The 15,587-nt window shown below is 50.7% G+C and carries 11 protein-coding genes; 9 read left to right on the forward strand and 2 right to left on the reverse strand.

The genetic code is table 11. The annotated features are described in order from the left end of the window. Nucleotides 1-407 precede the first annotated feature (407 nt). The 6 genes from SNR34_RS09005 (at nt 408) to SNR34_RS09030 (ending at nt 10,471) form a co-directional block, all read left to right on the forward strand. Entirely contained in the window at nt 408-1,172 is a 765-nt protein-coding gene (locus tag SNR34_RS09005) for an alpha/beta hydrolase (protein ID WP_236415878.1), read from the forward strand. Between the two features lie 12 nt (nt 1,173-1,184). Further along, nucleotides 1,185-2,144 carry an ABC transporter permease gene (locus SNR34_RS09010; RefSeq protein ID WP_236415877.1) on the forward strand — a complete coding sequence of 320 codons (960 nt, stop codon included), beginning with the start codon at nt 1,185-1,187 and terminating at the stop codon, nt 2,142-2,144. 20 nt (nt 2,145-2,164) lie between these two features. Then, nucleotides 2,165-3,064 (forward strand): carbohydrate ABC transporter permease, encoded by a 900-nt coding sequence (locus SNR34_RS09015; protein ID WP_236415876.1) that lies wholly within the window; start codon nt 2,165-2,167, stop codon nt 3,062-3,064. A 55-nt stretch (nt 3,065-3,119) separates the two neighbouring features. Next, nucleotides 3,120-4,718 carry a type 2 periplasmic-binding domain-containing protein gene (locus SNR34_RS09020; protein ID WP_236415875.1) on the forward strand — a complete coding sequence of 533 codons (1,599 nt, stop codon included), beginning with the start codon at nt 3,120-3,122 and terminating at the stop codon, nt 4,716-4,718. 178 nt (nt 4,719-4,896) lie between these two features. After that, nucleotides 4,897-7,062, forward strand: a complete 2,166-nt coding sequence (locus SNR34_RS09025; RefSeq protein ID WP_486181736.1) for a glycoside hydrolase family 3 N-terminal domain-containing protein — start codon at nt 4,897-4,899, stop codon at nt 7,060-7,062. Between the two features lie 40 nt (nt 7,063-7,102). After that, complete coding sequence (locus SNR34_RS09030; protein ID WP_486181737.1) at nt 7,103-10,471, forward strand: GH36-type glycosyl hydrolase domain-containing protein; 3,369 nt, start codon at nt 7,103-7,105, stop codon at nt 10,469-10,471. 338 nt (nt 10,472-10,809) lie between these two features. Here SNR34_RS09030 and SNR34_RS09035 read toward each other — a convergent pair whose 3' ends face one another. Next, nucleotides 10,810-11,874 (reverse strand): phosphodiester glycosidase family protein, encoded by a 1,065-nt coding sequence (locus SNR34_RS09035; RefSeq protein WP_486181738.1) that lies wholly within the window; start codon nt 11,872-11,874, stop codon nt 10,810-10,812. Beyond that, nucleotides 11,871-12,281 carry a hypothetical protein gene (locus tag SNR34_RS09040; RefSeq protein ID WP_236415871.1) on the reverse strand — a complete coding sequence of 137 codons (411 nt, stop codon included), beginning with the start codon at nt 12,279-12,281 and terminating at the stop codon, nt 11,871-11,873. The genes SNR34_RS09035 and SNR34_RS09040 overlap by 4 nt, the downstream gene beginning before the upstream one ends. Nucleotides 12,282-12,662: 381 nt before the next feature. Between SNR34_RS09040 and SNR34_RS09045 the strand changes: the two genes are divergently transcribed. From SNR34_RS09045 to SNR34_RS09055, 3 genes are all read left to right on the forward strand, one after another. Then, nucleotides 12,663-13,319 carry a response regulator gene (locus SNR34_RS09045; protein ID WP_236415870.1) on the forward strand — a complete coding sequence of 219 codons (657 nt, stop codon included), beginning with the start codon at nt 12,663-12,665 and terminating at the stop codon, nt 13,317-13,319. Between the two features lie 106 nt (nt 13,320-13,425). After that, the gene (locus SNR34_RS09050; protein ID WP_236415869.1) at nt 13,426-14,649 is read left to right on the forward strand and encodes an aminotransferase-like domain-containing protein; all 1,224 of its coding nucleotides are present in this window, start codon (nt 13,426-13,428) and stop codon (nt 14,647-14,649) included. 212 nt (nt 14,650-14,861) lie between these two features. After that, on the forward strand, nt 14,862-15,488 hold the full coding sequence (locus tag SNR34_RS09055) for an FMN-dependent NADH-azoreductase (protein WP_236415868.1): 627 nt from the start codon (nt 14,862-14,864) through the stop codon (nt 15,486-15,488). Nucleotides 15,489-15,587: the final 99 nt, after the last annotated feature.

The raw sequence follows: 15,587 nt of genomic DNA on the forward strand, positions 1-15,587 counted from the left end.
ATCCGTTTACAAAATTCGAATTTATGTTAGTACAATCCGCGAATGATGTCAATGAACAATGTACATTGGGTTACTAATCGGATGAAAATTAGTAATAAAAGGGTGGAATCCAAGGTGATTTCCATTTAAATCGAGCCAATATCCATAAAATAACGCAAAAAAACAAAAAGGTTATTGACAGGATTTACTCATCGGGATTATGATTTACTCGAAACGATTCGAAGAAATCGCTTCCAAGTGAAAAGTGCTGTTTTTCAGTCTATGTAAATAAACGTCAACCTACTTTTGAAACGATTCGAGAAAATCGTTTCGAATCGTTAGCACATTTTGGGGGATTCACGAAGACTGCAACAGAAAAGGCTGCGAGAGAACAGTACACCAACAGCCAAACAAGAAAGGAGTTGCAAATGGCACATATCACGATTGAAACGGGATCGGCCACCTTGTGCATGAACACCAGCATTCATGTCGTGTCCTGTGACTCCGGAAATACTTCTGGAGGGACGATATACCTATTGCACGGGGCAGGCGATAATGCGAGCACTTGGCATCGCTTGACTACGATTGAGATGTATGCGCAAAAATACGGCTGTACCGTCATTATGCCGGAAGCAAACCGAAGCTATTACACCGACATGGAGTATGGCCTGAATTACTTTTATTACATCACGCAAGAATTGCCCGAACTATGCAGGCGCCAGTTAAACCTGAACCCTGATCCAGACAAAACCTACGTAGCTGGGTTGTCGATGGGTGGATACGGAGCGTTAAAATGCGCACTGACATATCCCGAACGTTACCGTAAGGTCGTTTCGCTTTCCGGCGTGACCGATCTTCAAACCCGGCTTCAAGACCCGCAAATGCCTCCGGGTATGATCAAAGAAATGAAAGCGGTTTTTGGAGAACGTTTGCAGGTCAAACCCGACCAGGATTTGTACGCGCTGTCCGCCAAGCTGCTGCAAGAGGGCCGAAGATTGCCGGAAATTCTTAACTGCTGCGGTGAAAGCGACCCGTTCGTGGACATGAACCGCCGCTTTGCGGAGTACATGCAAGGCACTGCATACGATTTTCGATATGTGGAATCCCCGGGAAGCCATGAGTGGACATTCTGGGAGCACCATCTGGAAACGATGTTTCATTTTTTGTTTGAAGATAAGACAACAGTAGAGTGAGGAGATGCAAAATTGAAACCTGCAGCCGAAGGACCTAGCAAAAAGCTGAAGGGAAGCCCTGGCGGCAATCCGCTCTGGAAAGAGATGTGGAAGCACAGAATGACCTATACCCTGCTTATACCGGGGCTCGCGTGGTTGATTCTGTTCGCTTACATGCCGATGGGCGGTCTGTCTCTGGCTTTCAAGGACTACAAGGCCAACCTTGGCATCTTGGGCAGTCCATGGGTTGGATTCGAGAATTTCAAATACGTGTTCCGTGACCCGACCTTTATCGATGCCGTATGGCGTACGTTGTACATTAATATCCTGAAACTGATCATCCAGTTCCCGTTCCCGATCATTCTGGCCTTGCTCTTGAACGAACTGAGAATGCGCAGAGGGAAAAAATGGTTCCAGACCATCCTGACGTTCCCGCATTTCCTGTCCTGGATCATCGTGTCCGGGGTCGTTATCAACGTTCTGGCTTATGACGGACTGGTCAACAGCACGCTGGCCTTGCTTGGATTGCCAACCATCAACTTCCTTGGTTCGGAATCCAACTTTGTACCGATGCTGCTGCTTACGGATATCTGGAAATCGACGGGATGGAGCGCAATCATCTTTATGGCCGCCATTTCGGGGATTGACCAGGATCAATACGAGTCCGCACAGATTGACGGTGCGTCCCGTTTGCAGCAAATGTTCCGCATCACATTGCCGAATATTATGCCAACGATCACAGTCATGTTTATCCTGTCCGTCGGCGGTCTGATGTCTTCCGGTTTCGACCAGATTTTCAACTTGGCCAACGCCGCAACCAAAAACGTATCGGAAGTGCTGGACGTTTACATCTACCGCATTACGTTCCAGTCTTCAACCGACTTCTCGTTCTCGACAGCAGTCAGCTTGTTCCGTTCCCTCGTGAACATGATCCTGTTGATTCTCGCTGACAGATTTGCCAAGATGCTTGGCGGAGACGGTTTGTTCCGATAAGAGAGGAGAAGAAAAGCCAAATGAGCAAGAAAAGATCCAAATCCAAAATCGGCACGGATAGAATGACCGCTCTCGATTATTTCATTTTTGCCGTTCTGCTTGTGCTTGCGCTCATGATTCTGATTCCGTTCTGGAATGTCATCATGATTTCGTTCGCAACGCAAAAAGAATACGCGAGCAACCCGCTCTTGATGTTCCCGAAAGAATTCACGCTGGATTCATACCGAGCGCTGTTCGCGGATGGAAGTATCTTTACGGGATACAAAAATACGCTGATCCTGCTCGTCATCGGTCTGCCGCTCAGCATGTTCTTGACCACGAGCATGGCATATGGACTCAGCCGCAACAAGTTTCCTTTTAAAAGGTTCATCTTCTTTCTGGTTCTGTTCACCATGATCTTCAACGGAGGGATCGTGCCGCTGTACCTGATCATGAAAACACTTCATCTGACGGGAACGTTGTGGTCCGTCATCCTGGCAGGCAGCTTCAGTGCCTTCAACATGATCCTGATGATGAACTACTTCTATACCGTGCCTGAATCGCTGATGGAATCGGCGAGGCTGGACGGGGCGGGAGAATGGAGAATTTTGTTCTCTGTCGTGCTTCCGCTGGCAACGCCGATTATCGCAACCATTACACTCTTCTATGGCGTCGCTTATTGGAACAGTTGGTACGACGCGATGATCTTCCTGAGAAAAGCGGACCAGCTTCCGCTGCAGAACGTATTGCGCTCCATCATCGTTCAATCGCAAACGAACGCGTCCAACGCATCAAGCCTCGATGCCGTCAAAGCCAGCAACTTCTCGATGGGCATGAAGATGGCTGCCGTATTCGTAACGATGGTACCGATTATGTGTTTCTTCCCGATGCTGCAAAAGCACTTTGCCAAAGGGGTATTAACAGGGGCTATCAAGACCTGATTATACAATAGGATTTATAACCCGACTTCTACCAAAATCAAATGGGGGTAAAAGCATGAAAACGAACAAAAAGTTGTCCGTAAAATCCATCTTTGCCATCACGCTCTGTATGCTGATGCTGGTGGTATCCGCTTGTTCCAACAATAGCGCGCAAGGCGGCAACGAAAAGGATGCGGATGGGAATTACAAAGACAATCTGACCATCTCCGTAGCCAATCTGACCGAAGTGAAGGACGGGAATCTGGATAACGATTTCCACAAATTCTGGACAGACAAGTTCAACGTGACATGGGATTACAACTACGTGGATTGGGATTCCTGGGGTGAGAAACTTCGCTTGTGGATCAACTCCGGCGACCTGCCGGACGTCGCCGTATGGAACTACGTGCATGGCGATGCCATGAATTATATCGACCAAGGTTTGCTCTACAAATTCCCGGATGACTGGAAAGAGCGCTGGCCAAACGTGGCTGCAGCCTACGCGCTGACAGGCCTCGGAGACAAGCTGGAAGAATTGACGGGCGGTACTTACATTTTGCCTAGACCAATCTACTATGAAAACAAACCAGCAGATCCGCTGACGAACCAAATCGGCGTTATTGCCCTTCGCAAAGACTGGGCTGAAGCGGTAGGTTTTGAGTTGAAGGATGCGTATACCACATCCGAATTGAACGAATATGCAAGACTGGTGAAAGAGAAGGATCCGGGCAAAGTGGGCAACAAACTTGTACCACTGTCCTACAATGCCGCTGACGCGATGACAAACATCATCATGCCAAACAGCGTACATGCCATCACGGATGCACCGTTCTATAAAGGCGAAGACGGCCAATTCCATTGGGGACCGGCAGAACCTGAAACATTGGAAGCATTGAAAATTATGCAAGACGCATATAAAGAAGGTTTGTTGAATCCGGAGTTCTACACATGGAAGAACAATGAGGGCCAAAATAACTTTAAAGTGACGGGAACAGCCGCTGTAACCAGCTTGGGCGGTCTTGCTTCTTACAGACAAGGCCTGGATACAGATATCAAGAAAAACCTGGGCGTAGATAGCGATGATCTGGTACACACTGCCATCGTATTGGGCGAGGACGGTAAATACCGCAACCTGGAGCAAGCCAACTTCTGGTCTGCCCTGATCTTCAATCCAAACATCAGTGACGAGAAATTCGAACGGATCATGGATCTGCTGGATTACTCCACAAGCAAAGAAGGCCAAATGCTCATTAACATGGGCTTTGAAGGAACAGATTGGAAATACGACGAAAACAACGAATTGGTTAGCTTGCTGCCTGAAGGCACAACGCTGGAAGACAAATACCCAGCACGTTTTGAAGGACTGTACCTGCTCGGAGACGACTTCAGCGTAATCAACCCGGCAATCAAAAAAGATTATCGCGACAGAGCGGTGAAATTGTTCCAAGAAAAAGCCGAGCTGGGATCGAAATCGAACTCGCTTGCCGCGTATGATTGGGATGTACAGCTCTACGATTCCAAAGCGAAAAACCAAGCTACATTCGATTATTCGAGCGAATACGCCAACCTGATCCTGAAAAGCGGCGATCTCGAAGCCAACTGGAAGGAATGGGTAGCCAGCAAACAATCTCTGGTTCAACCTTACTTGGATGAACTGAACGAAAAATTCAAGTAATGCTTCAGCTACACAATGATGGGATGTGACAGCAGGTCTGTCGGTCCGATCATCCGGACCCGGCGCGTAGTTTCACTGCAGCCGGGTCTTTTTAAAATAACGAATGGCATGATTTCCGGTAATAACGGTTTGTAACGCGTTTATTTTTGACTTCAACGACTTGCGGAGGATGGAACGGATGGATAATCAGCAACTACAAGACCTGGTCAGCCAAATGACCCTGGAAGAAAAAACGGCCCAGCTTCTTCAGCTTACGGCCAACTTCTACGAAGGCACGGACGTCGAGGGGCAAATCACGGGCCCGATGGAGGAAATGGGAATCACCGAACAGTCGGTGAACGCCAGCGGTTCGATTTTGGGATTGTCGGGAGCGCAGGCAATCATCGATGTACAGCAAGCTTATTTGAAGAAAAGCCGTTTGGGCATTCCATTGCTATTTATGGCAGACGTGGTGCACGGGTATAAAACCATTTTCCCGATTCCGCTGGCCATCGGCTGCTCGTGGGATGTCGAGCTGGCGGAGAAAAGCGCGGAGATCGCGGCGCGTGAATCGGCCGTATCGGGTCTGCACGTTACTTTTGCACCCATGGTTGATCTGGTTCGCGACCCGCGTTGGGGCCGGGTCATGGAGACCACGGGTGAAGACCCGTATCTCAACAGTCTGTTTGCCGCTGCATTTGTGCGCGGTTACCAGGGAGACAGCCTGAAGGATGAACTGGACCGCCTGGCTGCCTGCGTGAAACACTTTGCTGCTTATGGCGCGGCGGAAGGCGGCCGGGATTATAACACGGTGGACATGTCGGAACGGCAGCTGCGCGAGTATTATTTGCCTGCATACAAGGCGGCGCTCGACGCAGGGTGCGAGATGGTCATGGCCTCGTTCAATACGGTGGACGGCATTCCGGCCAGCGGCAACGAAAAACTGATGAGAGGCATTTTGCGCGAGGAATGGGGATTTGACGGCGTACTGATCTCGGACTGGGCATCTGTCCGGGAAATGATCGCGCATGGCGCTGCCGAAGATGATCGCGAGGCAGCTTATCGTGCGATCCGTGCAGGTCTGGACATGGAAATGATGACACCATGTTATGTTCGCCATTTGCCGGAGCTGGTCGAGAACGGTGAAGTGGATGTGAAACTTATCGATGAAGCGGTACTCCGCGTGCTGCAATTGAAAAACAAGCTGGGTCTGTTCGAAAACCCGCTGCGTGCCGCCGATCCGGAACGTGAACGCGAAATCGTGTTTTCGCAGCAACATCGCCAGGTATCGCATGAGCTGGCTGCCAAATCGGCGGTGCTGCTCAAAAACGACAATGGCGTTCTGCCGATCAGGCCGGAAGCGAGCGTGGCATTGATCGGACCGTTCGCTCAAAGCGAGGACATTCTGGGCTGGTGGTCATGCGAAGGCGTCAAGGCGGATGCAACGAAATTGGGCACGGCGCTGGAAGCGCGCCTGCCATCGGGGAAATTGCATATCGCCGCAGGCAGCGGAGTTCACACCATTACACCGGAACAAATCGCCGAGGCGCTTGAAGCCGCGAGCCAAGCGGATACCGTCATTCTTGCTTTGGGCGAGGATTCGGAAATGAGCGGCGAAGGCGGATCCCGTACCAATATCCGGCTGCCGGAAGCGCAGCTGGAACTGGTCAGACAGATCAAGCAAGCAGGCAAACCGATAGCGACCGTGCTCTTCAACGGACGTCCGCTGGATTTGCAAGGGGTGTTCGAGGAGTCTGACGCCGTGCTCGAAGCCTGGTTCCCGGGCAGCGAGGGTGGTGCGGCCATCGCCGATGTGCTCACAGGCGCGGTGAATCCGTCTGCACGGCTTACCATGTCTTTCCCGCGATCGGCAGGCCAGATTCCGGTATACTACAACCATTTCAACACCGGACGTCCGCTGGATCCGCAGAAAACCGAAGAACGTTATGTATCGAAGTACATCGACAGCCCGAACGAACCGCTGCTTCCCTTTGGTTACGGCTTGTCATATACAACCTTCGAGTATGGGGAACTGCAAATATCCGGTGCGGAAATGAGTGCCGGCCAGCCCCTGACCATTCAGGTTTCGGTGACAAACACAGGCGATCGTGCCGGCGTAGAGACCGTTCAACTATATGTTCGGGACGTAAGCGGTGAAGTGGTTCGTCCGATGCTTGAATTGAAGGGGTACGTGAAATTGCATCTGGATGCCGGAGAGAGCGGAACAGCTGCATTCACGTTGAAAGAGGAGCAGCTCCGTTACCATCACTCCGATCTGTCTTACCGCAGCGACAAGGGCGCTTTCCGTGTCTTCGTTGGTCCGAATAGCCGCGATGTGCAAGAAGGCAGCTTCAGACTGGTTTAGTTTAACAGGGCTATGATCATGGGAGGAAATAAATAGACATATGAAAACAATAACGAAATCACAGATCAACGTGCGCTCCGGAGAGCTTGACTTTACTTTTTGGGAGAGCGGCGACCTATACCAGGCCAAGAGCGGGCAGACGATGATTAACCAATGGCTGTCCAGTCCGGTGGACGGCTCCATGAATAATGTATACTTGCGGTTCCATAATGATGGAACGATCAGCTACGTGCCGCTGCTTGGCATTCATGCCAATAGCGCAGTCCGTTCGGACGGAAGCGGCATCGTGTGGACAGGCCGCGCCAAAGGCGTTGCGTACGAGGTTGTATTTGCACCGACCGGGCACGGCGTGTGGTTCTGGGACGTCACGCTTCGGGGCGAAGGACAGCGCGTCGATGTCGTGTACGGGCAGGATGTCGGTCTCGCTGATCCCGGTGCCGTGCGCAGCAACGAGGCGTATCTGTCCCAGTATATCGACCATGCCGTCTTCGAGCACGAAGACTATGGTTACATTGTGGCTTCCCGGCAGAATCAGCCGCAGGGCGGCGCGTTTCCTTATATGCAGCAGGGTTCATTGACAGGCGCGGCAGCATATTCGACGGACGGATTTCAATTTTTCGGGCTGAGCTACAAAGAAACAAACGTACCCGTCAGCCTGACCCAATCTTCGTTGGCTAACGAAATCTATCAGTATGAGTTTGCGTACACAGCGTTACAGTCGCGCAAAACGACATTGAACGGCGAAGCGCGTTTTGTATTTTACGGGTTGTTCCAGGCGGATCATCCCGAGGCGGTCAAGGCGTTGGAGTATCAAGACGTCGTGCAGCAAGCATGGCAGGAATACGAGGGCAAACGCCACCGGATCTTGGAAGGCCTTCGCGCTGCCGCTGCACTGCCAGCAGTGTCTTTGAGTCCTGCATTGGGCGAGCCGCTGCGCACGCTGCCGATGACAGAGGAAGAACTGGGCGCATTGTTCCCGGAAGCAAACAGACGCCAGGTGGAGCAATCCGCTGGCCGATTGCTGGCATTCTTCACCGATACGCATGAACATGTCGTATTGAAAGAAAAAGAACTTCGCGTGGAACGTCCGCACGGGCATATTTTGATGAGCGGCAACAACGTGAAGTTGGGACAGCAAGTCATAACGACCACATCGTACATGTATGGTATCTTCAATTCGCACGTCGTCGTGGGCAATACCAATTTCAATAAAATGATGAGCAATGCCCGCAGCGCACTCAACATTCCGAAGTCGTCCGGCCAGCGTTTGTACGTCGAGATGGATGGCGTGTTCCGCTTGCTGACGATGCCTTCGCTGTTCGAAATGGGCTTCAACTATGCCCGCTGGTACTACAAAACAGAACAGGATACGCTGGTTGTGACCAACTACACCACATTGGATACGCCGGAAATCCGCATGCATGTGAAATCGGTGCAGGGCCGCGAATATCGTTATCTGGTGACCAACCAGATTACGATGAACGTGAATGAATACGAAACACCTGCCCGGATCAGCGAGCGGGATGGCGTGCTGGTGATCCAGGCCCACACGTCTGCCCCAAGCGCGGAAAAATATCCGAATCTCGAGTACCGCATGCGCGTGGACGGAGCGGCAGTGAAGATCGGGGATGAGACACGTCTTGCCAGCGGGGTTCATCCGGGAGACGGTTCGCTGATTACGCTGCAGCTGGGGACGGCCGCAGAATGGACGCTCACTATGGAAGGAGTGTTGGAAGGCGAAGCCGTCCTGCCTTCTATGCGAAGCTTTGAGGTAGAAAAGGAAGCGTATCGCGCGTTTTATGCCGAAGTCATGAACGGGTTCCGTCTCTCCTTGCCAAATGAAGCCATCGGTGAAGACCTGTTCAAGGTAAACGCGCTTGCCTGGTGGTACACGCATAACATGCTGGTACATTATTCGGTGCCGCATGGGCTTGAACAATATGGCGGCGCGGCTTGGGGGACACGCGACGTCTGCCAGGGGCCGATCGAATACTTCATGGCTACTCACAAATTCGAACAGGTGCGAGACATTCTCAAAATGGTGTATTCCCACCAATATGAAGACGACGGCAACTGGCCGCAGTGGTTCATGTTTGACCGGTACTTCAACATTCAGCAGGAAGAGAGCCACGGCGACATCATTGTCTGGCCGCTCAAAGTGTTAAGCGATTATTTGATAGCAACGAGGGATTACGCCATCCTTGACGAAGAAGTACCGTTTACGGTCAAACACGGGTTCCATTTCACCGAAGATAAGGCGACGATTCTGGCGCACGCATTGAAAGAGCTGGAATATATCCGAAGCCACTTCCTGCATGACACGTTCCTGTCTTCTTATGGCGACGGGGATTGGGATGATACGCTGCAGCCTGCCAATGCCCAGCTTAAACGCTACATGGTCAGCAGCTGGACCGTGGCACTGACGTATCAAACGCTGACGCAGCTGTCCAAAGCGCTGGGGACGGTCAAGCCGGAGCTTGCCGAGGAATTGGCCAATATGGCAGCAGGCGTGAAGAGAGACTTCACCAAATATATGCTGAGCACGGATGTCATTCCGGGCTTCATCTATCTGGAGGATCCGGAGCAGGCCAAACGTATGCTTCATCCGGACGACCGAGAGACAGGCATCCAGTATCGCCTGCTGCCGATGACGCGCAGCATGATTGCCGGGCTGTTGGAACCCGAGCAGGCGGATGCCCATTATCGTCTCATCAAGAAGGAATTGTTCTGTCCGGATGGGGTAAGGCTCATGAATCGTCCAGCACAATATGATGGCGGAGTCAGCACGCATTTTAAACGGGCAGAGCAGGCCTCCAATTTTGGACGTGAGGTAGGCTTGCAGTATGTGCACGCGCATATCCGTTATGTGGAGGCAATGGCGAAGCTGGGACATGCGGAAGAAGTATGGAACGGACTGGGCATCATTAATCCGGTCGGCATCCAGGAAATCGTTCCCAACGCGGAACTTCGTCAGAGCAATGCTTATTTCAGCAGCTCTGACGGCAAATTCAACAGCCGTTATGACGCACAGGAGCAATTTGGCAAGCTCCGTTCCGGTGAAGTTCAAGTCAAAGGTGGTTGGAGAATCTATTCCAGCGGTCCTGGGATTTATATGAATCAGCTCATCTCGAACGCGCTGGGCATTCGCCAGGCTGAGGAAGACCTGATTATCGACCCGGTATTGCCTGCCCACCTGGACGGATTGCGCTTTGACTTCGAATTTGCGGGCAAACCAGTAACGTTTGTCTACCATCTGAGCGGTTCTCGCGCCAAACGCGCGGTGCTGCACGGACAGAAGCTTGAGGCAGAAAAGATTGACCAGCCATACCGAGCAGGCGGATTGCGCATTTCGCGCGAATTGCTTGAGCAGCGCTTGGGAGACCACAACGTGATCGAAATCTATAGTTGATCCGGCATACGGTTGCAAACAACAAGGTTTGAGGGAATGGCGACATTCCTTCAAACCTTGTTTGGCGTGAGGTTCGACAGGGGCATTGGTAAGAATAACGAGGATCATCCGAAAATGAAAATGAAAAAAAAGCCTCTCGGGGAGAGGCTTGGCCGATCAAAGGCCTTTTGTTTTGTCATTGTTGTAGGCTGCAGTGAGAATGCCTGTCATGTACAAAGCGAGCACGATTGCAATAATCCAGAACGTCAATGAAAACGACATGCCTGCCACCTCCCTGAACCATGTTCATTTACCTCTATTATAACCGTAAAGGAGAGAAAAGAAATGCTTTTCAGGGATCATTTGTAAAATAAAAAATGGGTAGGCACGGGTCTCAGTGAACCATCTGACGGATGGTTGACGACCCGATTGTTCAAAATAAGGGAGGACGAGCCGCCTCCATCCAAATTGTAGGCATCCATGACGCCCAGCTTGTACAATCTTGCCTGGAGCTCCTCCAGTGTCGCTCCGGAACTGCCGCTTTCGTTGTAGCCGTCGACGACGACGACGAGCAGCTGGTCATCCTTGTAGTTGCCGATGACCGTCCGGGGTGCACGTTTCGGAGATACCTTCCATTTATCGGGGATGGCAGTTTTCTTTCCGTCCTGAAGCAGCACGGGAACAAATGTGGCCCCAAACTGAGGCTTCAGGCGATCGAGTGCACTTTTGTCGTAAAATTTGCCGCCGATCAGCTTGCCTGCATCATTCAATCCGACAAAGAACAGGTCCTTGAAGCTGGGCTGGAAGCCGGTAACGTATTTACCGTCCATGACCGTGGTGCTGAGCGGATAACGTTTGCCGCCGCTATCGGCAAAGCCGCCTGCGTTAATGCCGGCCACGGCACCGCTGCGTTTGACGGCCTGCATGGTGGTTTCGGCTTTTCCCAGCTCGCTGTTCAGAGCCATTTGCATGGCGGAAGGGTCCTTCAGCTTAATTTTCATGGCATAACCTTTATAGGTCCCGGGATTAACCCTGTACAGCTCGATCGTCAACCGATCGCTGTTGACCCGTTCGATGGGCGTCCCCAGTTTGGATGAAATGCGCTGATTATAGATCGACTCCGGGCGCGCTGCCTGGTTGGTCGCGGTTTGTACGATGGAGGACATGGCGCTTGTTGTCTGATTGTAAAGCTGGGTCGTCTTTTTAATGGAAGAAGAAGTTTGAACGGCCGTATCCTTGGCACCCTCAAGCTCTTCGCGAATCGCCTGAGTCTGAAGGGTAATGTTCTCTTTGACCCAGGCATCTTCCAACACGTCTCCCGGATCGACCGCAGGCCGAAACAAGAAAAGACATAAAACAAGTCCAATAAAGGGAGCGAGTGCAAGCATAAAAAAACGATTTACCTGTTTAACGTGGGTAATCATTTGAGCAGATCCATCTTTTTCTGGAGGGTCTCCAGTTGTTTTTTGACTTCGCTCAGTTGGGTGTACAGCTTGTTGCTGTTATCCGTCTTATTGCTTGCATTATCCTTGGTAAAGGTCAACAGCTCATTAAAGGCTTGTACCTGCTCTTGCAGGCTGGATACTTCCTTTGAGATCGTTGTTAGCTGCTTCTCATAGTCTGCTTTTAACGCCGCGATCTGCTGTTGATTATGTGTCTGCAACTGCGCAATCATCTGTTTCTGAAGGTGGTTGCTGTAAAAATAGGTCCCTAGGACTCCGATGATAATAAATATAATCCACAACGCCAGAAACAGTTTAACAGAAGCTCGGCCTTTACCTTTGGCGCTCCGGGTGTGATGGATGTCATCAGGCTCCACTACGGGGTTCATGTCATCACTCCTGGTCATCTGAAGATAAAGGAAAATTTCCAATCTTCATTCTAACATGCGCCTGTCGATTACGCAAAAATGAAGTTCTTTAACGTTGAGCGCAAAAAGAGATTGCATCGGAAGGAAGTCCTAGGATACAATTTCTTATAGATGCAATAAGTAGGAAGTTTGGGCAGGTTTTTCGACTTTTTTAGCTAGAAATGCAGGATATTTATACTATATTAGAATGGTTTGGAAAGGAAAAGAAATGTGGACAAAAAAAGAAGGTCGTTATTTGTCGGGGAAGAAAAAGGGGAATGGAAAGATAGATTGTATTCGATGATTTTTTCATTCGACATATTTCGACTTTTGTCCAATACATAATCAGGGGGAAGAAGGAAAATGGAAAAAGTATGGCAGGTGGTCATCGTCGATATCCACCCCACCAGCATGCTGGGCAGCAAATTAATTTTGGAAGAACAACAGGACTTAATCGTTCGCGGAATGACTTCTTCAGGAACTGAAGGCTTGGAATTGGTAAGCCGGCATCAGCCGGATATCGTTCTGATGGATTACAGGCTGCCGGAGGGACAGGCCGATCCGTTTATTACCCAGATGAAAGCGCGTTCGGCTCATAGTCACATCATTATTCTGACGGATGAAGACAATGTGAAGTTATTTCTCCATCTGATGGGACTAGGCGCAAGCGGGATGCTGTCCAAGCAGGCTTCCCCTGGCCAGCTGATCCATCTCATCGCAGGGTTGAGGGAAGGCTGCGTATCCATTCCGCTGACGTGGCTGGCCAGCACGGATTGGGTCAAGCCGATCGAAGGCGAGGGAAAAGAATTTGCAGCCTCATTGACGGAAACGGAAACTTTTATTATGGAAAGAATTGTACAGGGTGTAACTTATGATAAAATAGCCAGTGAAATTAATGTCAGCCGGCGCTCGATTGACAATTACTTGCGAAAAATCTATGTTAAGCTGGATGTAAGCAGCAGAGCCCAAGCGATAGAGCGTTACGCCCTGTATGCAAGGCAGATCAAAACGATCTCCTGATGATCCGGAACGGTCTGGTCGTCATATTGAACATGATCCAGGAATACCTTGTAGGGGCTGCGGACTGCGAGCATAGTTCGGAATAGGATGAAAGGGGACAGGATTGATGAAATATTTCTTCGCCTCCCGTACGAACAGACTGTTGTCATCCCCGCTTCGGGATATTCGCAAAATGTCTGATCGGGATCATTTCATTTCTTTGGCTGAAGAGCTGCCGGCAGAGGAATTATTTCCATTCAAGCTGCTGGAGGAGGCAGCCGTCTCTGTTTTTAGCTCCGGGCCATCTGCACTCCAGTATGGCGAACCGGCTGGCTACAGGCCGCTCCGTGAATGGCTGGATCAAGATTGGAACAGCCGTAAAGGCATCCGTACGGTCCCTGAGCAAATTTTGCTCACAACGGGAACACAGCAGGCGATCGACCTGATTATGAGGCTTCTGCTCGAGCCGGGAGATTCCGTGTTGGTGGAACATCCAACGTCTCCCGGCTGTCTTGAGGTTCTGGAAATGCAAGGAGCCACCATCATTCCGGTCACCGGGGATGAAAACGGAATATTGCCCGACCTTCTTGAGCACCACATGCAGCAGGCGCAACCCAAGCTGCTTTTTGCCGCGCCCAGCTTTTCCAATCCGACGGGGGCGTTATGGAGCATGGAGCGTCGTGAGGCAGTATTGGAGCTATGCTCCCGTTATGGCGTATTGTTGGTGGAAGATGACTCTTACGGTGAGCTTCATTTCGATGGACGGTCCAACTCGGACTTCTATCGTCATTACCCTTCCCTGTTTGCCATGGATACGGCCGATCAGGGTGGACATGTTCTATATATCGGGTCCTTCAGCAAAACCGTCGCTCCTGCCCTGCGTACCGGTTGGGCTGCCGGCCATCCAGCTTTGATTGAAGCCATGGCTTCCGTGAAGCGGATTGCGGATGGACAATCCAGTCCCATGAACCAGCGGTTATTGCATCGGCTGCTGGACCAATCTCCTTTTAAATGGAACGATCATTTGTCCCTGCTCAATCGGGAGTACAAAACCAGGCTGAAGTTGATGCTTGAGTTATTGAAAAGACCCGGTTGGAGGGGGACGCATTATGCGGTTCCAAAAGGAGGAATGTATCTCTGGGTACGATTGCCCGATGGTCTGGACAGCGTCGCCTTGCTCAAAGCCGCCTTGCCCAAGGGCGTATCTTTTTTGCCGGGTTCGCTGTGTTCGACGGGGGATGCCGATCGGGGTTACATTCGTTTAAACTTTAGCCATCCTGGACGTGATGCGCTTCTGCTCGGCATGAATTTGATCAGCGAAGCGATCGGAGAATTCACGGCACGGAACTGATCGGGCATGCTTTGCTTCTTCAGATGGGTTCTGCCTCTCCGTGAACGTGTGGACGTTTTATGCGGTTGATATGGATAGTAATTACGTTATTGCATCCACTAACATTTTTATATATAATGTGTATTAATAAGTTGCGGCTTTGTTCATCATGCTGCAGTTTAGACCGGTGCACCCATTGGCACTGAATTATTTTATATAACGGAGGAACGAACATGTCTAATATTCTTTTTATCAAAGCCAATGACCGTCCTGCAGATCAGGCAGTCAGCGTTAAATTGTACGATGCATTCTTGAGCGCATACAAAGAAACACATCCAGGTGACACCGTTACCGAGCTGGACTTGTACAGCGCGAATTTCCCATACTACGGCAATGATGTTCTCGCTGGCGGCTTCAAAGCGGCTAACGGCATCGAAGCTACGGAAGCTGAGAAAAAAGCGGCTGCACTGGCAGCTGAACTGCAAGATCAATTCCTGGCTGCAGACAAAGTTGTGTTTGCATTCCCGCTCTGGAACTTCACTGTTCCTGCACCGCTGGTAAACTATATCTCTTACCTGAGCCAAGCTGGCAAAATGTTTAAATATACAGCAGAAGGTCCGGTAGGTCTGGTTGGCGACAAAAAAGTAGCGATCCTGAACGCTCGTGGCGGCGTGTATTCCGTTGAGCCTATGGCTTCTGCTGAAATGTCCGTTAAATACGTAACCAACGTATTGAACTTCTGGGGCATCAAACACCCTGAAGTTGTGATCGTTGAAGGACACAATGCATCCCCTGACCGTGCAGAAGAAATCGTGGGTGCTGGCGTGAAACTGGCTGCTGAAACTGCAGCAAAATTCTAATTGCAGCCCGTTATCGACCATATTCAAAAGCCGTCGTTCCCGTAAGGGAGCGACGGCTTTTGAAGTTTGTGGAACTGACGGGTCAGCTCCCGTGCTTGA

The sequence above is a fragment of the Paenibacillus sp. XP01 genome (assembly GCF_057364885.1).

What these genes read in the sequence shown, in the direction of transcription:
- SNR34_RS09055 (WP_236415868.1), top strand. Translation starts at nt 14,862, where the DNA reads ATGTCTAATATTCTTTTTATCAAAGCCAATGACCGTCCTGCAGATCAG.
- SNR34_RS09040 (WP_236415871.1), bottom strand. Translation starts at nt 12,281, where the DNA reads ATGAACCCCGTAGTGGAGCCTGATGACATCCATCACACCCGGAGCGCC.
- SNR34_RS09050 (WP_236415869.1), top strand. Translation starts at nt 13,426, where the DNA reads ATGAAATATTTCTTCGCCTCCCGTACGAACAGACTGTTGTCATCCCCG.
- SNR34_RS09020 (WP_236415875.1), top strand. Translation starts at nt 3,120, where the DNA reads ATGAAAACGAACAAAAAGTTGTCCGTAAAATCCATCTTTGCCATCACG.
- SNR34_RS09035 (WP_486181738.1), bottom strand. Translation starts at nt 11,874, where the DNA reads ATGATTACCCACGTTAAACAGGTAAATCGTTTTTTTATGCTTGCACTC.
- SNR34_RS09030 (WP_486181737.1), top strand. Translation starts at nt 7,103, where the DNA reads ATGAAAACAATAACGAAATCACAGATCAACGTGCGCTCCGGAGAGCTT.
- SNR34_RS09015 (WP_236415876.1), top strand. Translation starts at nt 2,165, where the DNA reads ATGAGCAAGAAAAGATCCAAATCCAAAATCGGCACGGATAGAATGACC.
- SNR34_RS09005 (WP_236415878.1), top strand. Translation starts at nt 408, where the DNA reads ATGGCACATATCACGATTGAAACGGGATCGGCCACCTTGTGCATGAAC.
- SNR34_RS09025 (WP_486181736.1), top strand. Translation starts at nt 4,897, where the DNA reads ATGGATAATCAGCAACTACAAGACCTGGTCAGCCAAATGACCCTGGAA.
- SNR34_RS09045 (WP_236415870.1), top strand. Translation starts at nt 12,663, where the DNA reads ATGGAAAAAGTATGGCAGGTGGTCATCGTCGATATCCACCCCACCAGC.